Source organism: Halanaerobium sp., from assembly GCF_003070835.1.
Genome location: NZ_QBLR01000199.1, coordinates 1 through 6,218 on the forward strand (window position 1 = coordinate 1; position 6,218 = coordinate 6,218).

Genomic DNA, 6,218 nt, shown 5'->3' on the forward strand with positions numbered 1-6,218 from the left:
AAGTAATGGTTATTTGTGAAAATCCCAAGCATAAACAGCGTCAGGGATAAAAAATACTGGAGGTGAAATCATGGCTAGAATTGAAGGTGTTGATCTTCCCAGAAATAAGAGGGTAGAGATTGGATTGACATATATTTATGGTATCGGTAGAACTACTTCTCAAAAAATTATTGAGAGCACAGGCATTGATCCTGATACAAGAATTAAAGATTTAACTGAAGCTGAAATTTCAAATTTAAGAAGTGAAATTGATGAGCACTATATAGTTGAAGGTGAATTAAGAAGAGAAAGAAGAGCTGATATTAAAAGATTAAAAGATATTGGTTGTTACCGTGGTCTTCGTCACCGCAGAGGTTTACCAGTGCGTGGACAGAGAACTAAAACAAATGCTCGTACACGTAAAGGTCCTAAGAAAACTGTTGGTGTAACTAGATCAAAACCAGCTAAGTAAGGAGGGAATTTAATTAATGGCTAAAAATAAGAAGAAAAAATCACGTAGAAGAAAAAAGGTTAAACGCAATATAGAAAAAGGTCAGGCTCATATTAAATCTACATTTAATAATACAATTATTTCAATTACTGATGAAGAAGGTAAGGTAATTGCCTGGTCAAGTGCTGGAAAAGTTGGTTATAAAGGTTCCAGAAAAAGTACTCCTTTTGCTGCTCAGCTGGCTGCAGAAAATGCTGCTGATGAAGCAAAAGAAATGGGTCTTAAGGAAGTAGAAATCTATGTTAAAGGTCCTGGATCTGGTAGAGAGTCTGCAATTAGAACTCTACAGTCTGCAGGTTTAAATATTACTTTAATTAAAGATATTACTCCTATCCCACATAATGGATGTAGACCCCCGAAAAGAAGACGTATATAATTATATAATAGAAAGTTGAGGTGTAAAAATGGCAAGATATACAGGTTCGGTTTGTAAATTATGCAGGCGTGAAGGTGAAAAATTATATTTAAAAGGCGCCCGCTGTTATAGTGATAAGTGTTCTTTTGATCGTAGACCTTATGTTCCAGGTGAACATGGTCAGGGACGTCAGAAAGTATCAGAATATGGTTCTCAGTTAAGAGAAAAGCAGAAAGTTAGAAGAATTTATGGAATTATGGAAAAGCAGTTCCGTAATTACTTCGAAAAGGCTGAAAACGAAAATGGAGTTACAGGTGAAAACTTCCTCCAGTTATTAGAAAGAAGACTGGATAATATTGTTTACAGAATGGGTTTTGCCAGCTCCCGCAGTGAAGCAAGACAGTTTGTATTACACGGTCATATTAAAGTGAATGGACGTAAGGTTGATATTCCTTCATATGAAATAGATGTAGATGATGTTATTAGTGTAAAAGATTCCAGCCGCAAGTCCAAGCGTTTTAAAGAGATTTTTGAATACAATGCTGACTTTGCTACACAGGAATGGCTTAATTCTGATCTTGAAAAAGCAGAAGGTACAGTTGTTGCATTACCAGAGAGGGAAGATATCGATTATCCGGTAGAAGAGCACCTGATTGTCGAGTATTATTCACGGTAAATGAATACCCTCAGTCATAAAATTGTTAATTTAAGGAGGGTAAGCTGATAATATGATAGAAATTGAAAAACCACGTGTGGAAAGACTGGAAAGTGATGAAAACTATGGTCGTTATGAAATTTCTCCTTTAGAAAGAGGATATGGAACTACTCTTGGTAATTCTCTGCGTCGTATTTTGCTTTCTTCTCTACCTGGAGCCGCACTTACTTCAGTTAAAGTAGAGGGAGTAAAGCATGAGTTTTCAGCTATTCCAGGAGTAGTTGAAGACATGACAGATCTTATTTTGAATCTGAAAGAAGTAGTTGTTAAGTATTCAGGTGATGAACAGACAACTATTCGTTTAGAGGCAGAAGGAGAAGGAGAGGTAACTGCTGGAGATTTTATTTCTTCAGGTGATGTACAGATTGTCAATAAAGATCACCATATTGCCACTCTCGCGGAGGATGGCAGACTTGTTTTAGAGGCTACTGTAGATAAGGGTAGAGGTTATCATACCGCTGAAGAAAACAAAGACTTATTTGATAATAATGTAATTGGTCTAATTCCAATAGATTCTTCTTACAGTCCTATTGATAGAGCCAATTTTAATATCGAAAATACCAGAGTTGGTCAGGTAACTGACTTTGATCGTCTGGTTCTGGAAGTAGATACAAATGGTAGTATTCATCCTGATGATGCTATCAGTCTTGCTGCTAAAATTATGGTTGAGCATCTTGAACTATTTATCAATTTAACTGATGAAATTGAAGAGGTAGAAATCATGGTAGAAGTAGAAGAAGAAGAAAAGGATAAAATCTTAGATACAACAATTGAAGAATTAGAGCTTTCAGTTCGTTCTTCTAATTGTCTGAAGCGGGCCGGGATCAATACAGTTGAAGAATTAGTTGACAAAACTGAAGATGATCTGATGAAGGTTCGTAATCTTGGTAAAAAATCCTTACAGGAAATTAAAGATAAATTAGATGAACTTGATTTGGATTTAAAAGAGAATGAAATTTAAGGAGGGATTTTAGGTGGCTAAGCGTAAATTACAGAAAAGATCTTCCCATCGTCAGGCTATGTTAAGCAACATGGCAACATCATTGTTTCGCGAGGGAAGAATCGAAACTACACTACCTAAGGCAAAAGAATTAAGATCTTATGCTGAGAAGCTTATTACTGCTGCGAAGACCAACAATCTTGCTTCAAGGCGTAAAGTGATGAGCAAAATCAAAGATAAAGAAGTAGTTACAAAATTATTTGATGAGATCGCACCTCAGTATTCAGAAAGACCTGGTGGTTATACAAGAATTTTAAAAATGTATCCCCGTCGTGGAGATGCAGCTAAGCAAGCGATTATTGAACTAGTAGAATAATACTGAATGTAGGTGTTAATATGAGCCTGATAGAAATAAATGGGGTAGATTTTCTTTATGAAAATGACGACAGTGATAGACCGGCCCTGCAGAATATTGATCTGCAGATTGAAGCCGGTGATTTTGCTGTTATTATTGGTTCAAATGGTTCAGGCAAATCTACCCTGGCAAAGTTATTAAATGTACTCTTAACTCCTTCCAAAGGAGAGATTTTTGTTGCAGGTTTAAATACTAATAATCGTGATAATACCTGGAAGGTTAGGCAGAAGGTTGGAATGGTTTTTCAAAACCCGGACAATCAACTTGTTGCTTCTATGGTTGAAGATGATGTAGCATTTGGACCTGAAAATTTAGGGATTCCAACCGAAGAGATTCGTCAGAGAGTGGATAAATCTCTTGAAATGGTAGGAATGGCTGGATTTCAAAAATTTGCCCCTCATAAATTATCTGGTGGGCAGAAACAGAGAGTCGCAATTGCCGGGGTTATTGCCATGGAACCTGACTGTATAGTTCTTGACGAACCGACTGCAATGCTTGATCCGCAGGGTAGAAAAGAAGTGATGGAAACAGTACAATATTTAAACAAAGAAAAAGGAATTACTGTTGTCCATATAACTCACTTTATGGAGGAAGCGATAAATGCAGATAAGGTTATTGTTATGAACCAGGGTCAGATTTTGCATAAAGGGAGTCCAAAATCCATTTTTAGATTAGTTGAGGAGTTAAAAGATGTTAACTTAGATATACCTGTTGCAGTTGAGGTTGCTGAATATCTGCGTCAGGAAAAGATTAATATTCCTGATATTTTAAGCATAGATGAGTTGGTGGATGCATTATGTTAATTGAATTAAATAATGTTAGCCATATCTATCAGGATGAAAATAATGTTAAAGCATTAAAAGAGATTAATTTAGAGATCAGCAAGGGAGAATTTATTGGAATTGTAGGACACACTGGTTCTGGTAAATCTACCTTAGTTCAGCTTTTTAACGGACTGATCATACCAAGTTCTGGAACCGTTAAGGTTAATGGAAAAAACATAACTAATGAAAAAAGCAATTTAAAAGAAACCAGACGTCATGTTGGTTTAGTTTTTCAGTATCCTGAACATCAATTGTTTGAAGAAACAGTTTATCAGGACATAGCTTTTGGCCCTAAAAACCTTGGTTTAAAAAAGGGTGAAATAGAGAAAAGAGTTAAAGAGGTTATGGATTTAGTAGGTCTTGGTTACGAAGAATTTAAAGACCGCTCTCCATTTAATTTAAGTGGAGGCCAGCAGCGGAAAGTTGCAATCGCTGGAGTTTTAGCTCTAAAACCTGACGTTTTAGTTCTGGATGAACCCAGTGCTGGACTTGATCCACAGGGTAGAAAACAGCTTGCAGAACTGCTGAAATATCTCTATCAGGAACTTGAAATGACAGTCATCTTAATCTCACACCGGATGGAAGAGATAGCTGAACTTGCAAGTAGAGTTATTGTGATGCATCAGGGAGAAATTGTTATTGATGATACACCAGTGAAAGTTTTTTCTCAGGAACAGGAGCTGCATAAACTTTCTCTTGATCTTCCTCAAATCACAGAAATTCTACACCGTCTGGAAGAAAAAGGATTGAAGGTAAATACAAATTTATTTTCTATATCTGAGGCATCAGCTGAAATAATTAAAGCATTGAGGAGCAAATAATATGCTAAAAGATATAACAATTGGTCAATATATAGCACGCGATTCTATTGTTCATGCTCTGGATGCCCGGATTAAGATAATTATTACAACGATTTTAATAATTGCTTTATTTACTATTGATACATTTAGTGGTTTTGGCTTTTTTTCTGCTTTTATTTTGGTAGTTATTTTATTATCCAAAATCTCATTAAAAAAAGTTCTCAAAGGTTTAAAGCCAATATTGATTTTGGTATTATTTACCCTTGTAATTCATGTTTTCTTAACTAAAGGTGGCGAAGTTCTTTGGGCCTGGAAATTTATTTCTATAGAATCTGAAGGAGTATACACCGGTTTTTTTATGGTGAGTAGAATATTTATTTTAATCTTATTCACCTCACTTTTAACATTAACCACTTCTCCCCTGCAGTTAACAGATGGAATTGAATATATTTTATCACCTTTAAAGAGGTTTGGAGTTCCAGCCAGTGAGCTGTCAATGATGATGACAATAGCTCTAAGGTTTATTCCAACTCTACTGGAAGAGGCTGATAAAATTATGAAAGCTCAACAGGCAAGGGGTGCTGATTTCGAATCCGGTAATTTAATTCAGAGAGCTAAAAGTTTAATTCCCTTACTGGTTCCGTTATTTATAAGTGCTTTTAGAAGAGCAGATGATCTTGCACTTGCTATGGAGTCCAGGTGTTATCGGGGAGGAGAAGGCAGAACAAGACTGCACGAGCTGGAGTTTAAGTATTATGATTTTATTGCTTTAATTATAATTATTATTCTGGCAGTTGCTGTATCATTTTATTAGGTGAGATTAAATGAAACAAAATTATAAAATTATAGTCGAATATGATGGAAATAATTATAGTGGCTGGCAGATTCAAAAAAACACCAGTCAGACAATACAGCAGAAGTTAGAAAATGCTCTGACTAGAATTAATAAAAAAAGAGTTAGGATTACTGGTGCAGGAAGGACAGATGCCGGGGTTCATGCGGCTGGTCAGACGGCGAATTTCTTTCTGGATGTAGATATTCCAGCTCATAAAATTCCAATCGCTTTAAATAGCGAATTACCTGCTGATATTATCTGTAAAAAAGCAGAAAAAGTGGATGAAGAGTTCCACTCTAGATTTGATGCACGGGGCAAAAAATATAGATATAGAATTTTGAACAGTAATTTTAATTCAGTTTTTGTCCGCAATTTTGTTTATAATGTTTATAAAAAACTTGATATAGAAATTATGCAGAGAGCCGCTAAAGTCTTTGAAGGCTCACATGATTTTGCTGCTTTTTGTGCTGCCGGATCTTCAGCTGAATCAACAGTAAGAGAAATCTATTCTCTGGATCTTTATGCAGCAGATAATGGCGAAATTTGGATTGATGTCATTGGAAATGGTTTTTTATATAATATGATAAGGATTTTAGCCGGTACACTTATTGAAACCGGTCTGGGAAAAAGAACTCTGTCGGAAATGGAATATATTCTGCAGAGTTGTGATCGAAATAATGCTGGTTTTACTGCTCCGGCTCAGGGTTTAACATTAATCGAAGTATTTTATGATTAATTTATATTTTTTAACTTGACAAAAGCAGAAGATTGTATTAAAATTACTATGAATTATTCTGTCCAACAACAAGCCCCGTTGAGAATAAATTCATGTAATTATAGAGAG

Annotated in this window: 10 protein-coding genes; all 10 read left to right on the plus strand. The window is 35.6% G+C overall.

Annotation, left to right across the window (positions count from 1 at the left end; all coding sequences use genetic code 11):
- Nucleotides 1-50: 50S ribosomal protein L36 (gene rpmJ, locus CI949_RS20990; RefSeq protein ID WP_365941763.1), on the plus strand; the 50-nt coding region annotated here is incomplete at its 5' end.
- A 20-nt stretch (nt 51-70) separates the two neighbouring features.
- Complete coding sequence (gene rpsM / locus CI949_RS15170; protein ID WP_133529428.1) at nt 71-451, plus strand: 30S ribosomal protein S13; 381 nt, start codon at nt 71-73, stop codon at nt 449-451.
- Nucleotides 452-467: 16 nt separating this feature from the next.
- Nucleotides 468-866: a 30S ribosomal protein S11 gene (rpsK, locus tag CI949_RS15175; protein ID WP_108139014.1), complete on the plus strand. Its 399-nt coding sequence runs from the start codon at nt 468-470 to the stop codon at nt 864-866.
- Nucleotides 867-894: 28 nt separating this feature from the next.
- Nucleotides 895-1,521, plus strand: a complete 627-nt coding sequence (rpsD, locus tag CI949_RS15180; protein WP_108139016.1) for a 30S ribosomal protein S4 — start codon at nt 895-897, stop codon at nt 1,519-1,521.
- A 52-nt stretch (nt 1,522-1,573) separates the two neighbouring features.
- Nucleotides 1,574-2,521, plus strand: coding sequence for a DNA-directed RNA polymerase subunit alpha (locus CI949_RS15185; RefSeq protein WP_290767808.1), 948 nt, complete (start codon nt 1,574-1,576; stop codon nt 2,519-2,521).
- A 13-nt stretch (nt 2,522-2,534) separates the two neighbouring features.
- Complete coding sequence (gene rplQ / locus CI949_RS15190) at nt 2,535-2,876, plus strand: 50S ribosomal protein L17 (RefSeq protein WP_108139020.1); 342 nt, start codon at nt 2,535-2,537, stop codon at nt 2,874-2,876.
- A gap of 20 nt (nt 2,877-2,896) precedes the next feature.
- Complete coding sequence (locus tag CI949_RS15195) at nt 2,897-3,718, plus strand: energy-coupling factor transporter ATPase (RefSeq protein ID WP_290767811.1); 822 nt, start codon at nt 2,897-2,899, stop codon at nt 3,716-3,718.
- A complete protein-coding gene (locus CI949_RS15200; RefSeq protein ID WP_290767813.1) occupies nt 3,712-4,560 on the plus strand; it encodes an energy-coupling factor transporter ATPase in 849 nt (282 codons plus the stop codon). Before CI949_RS15195 ends, CI949_RS15200 begins: the two co-directional genes overlap by 7 nt.
- A 1-nt stretch (nt 4,561) precedes the next feature.
- A complete protein-coding gene (locus tag CI949_RS15205) occupies nt 4,562-5,353 on the plus strand; it encodes an energy-coupling factor transporter transmembrane protein EcfT (protein ID WP_108139026.1) in 792 nt (263 codons plus the stop codon).
- A 10-nt stretch (nt 5,354-5,363) separates the two neighbouring features.
- A complete protein-coding gene (truA, locus tag CI949_RS15210) occupies nt 5,364-6,110 on the plus strand; it encodes a tRNA pseudouridine(38-40) synthase TruA (RefSeq protein ID WP_108139028.1) in 747 nt (248 codons plus the stop codon).
- Nucleotides 6,111-6,218: the final 108 nt, after the last annotated feature.

What these genes read in the sequence shown, in the direction of transcription:
- truA (WP_108139028.1), top strand. Translation starts at nt 5,364, where the DNA reads ATGAAACAAAATTATAAAATTATAGTCGAATATGATGGAAATAATTAT.
- rpsK (WP_108139014.1), top strand. Translation starts at nt 468, where the DNA reads ATGGCTAAAAATAAGAAGAAAAAATCACGTAGAAGAAAAAAGGTTAAA.
- rpsM (WP_133529428.1), top strand. Translation starts at nt 71, where the DNA reads ATGGCTAGAATTGAAGGTGTTGATCTTCCCAGAAATAAGAGGGTAGAG.
- CI949_RS15200 (WP_290767813.1), top strand. Translation starts at nt 3,712, where the DNA reads ATGTTAATTGAATTAAATAATGTTAGCCATATCTATCAGGATGAAAAT.
- rpsD (WP_108139016.1), top strand. Translation starts at nt 895, where the DNA reads ATGGCAAGATATACAGGTTCGGTTTGTAAATTATGCAGGCGTGAAGGT.
- CI949_RS15195 (WP_290767811.1), top strand. Translation starts at nt 2,897, where the DNA reads ATGAGCCTGATAGAAATAAATGGGGTAGATTTTCTTTATGAAAATGAC.
- CI949_RS15185 (WP_290767808.1), top strand. Translation starts at nt 1,574, where the DNA reads ATGATAGAAATTGAAAAACCACGTGTGGAAAGACTGGAAAGTGATGAA.
- CI949_RS15205 (WP_108139026.1), top strand. Translation starts at nt 4,562, where the DNA reads ATGCTAAAAGATATAACAATTGGTCAATATATAGCACGCGATTCTATT.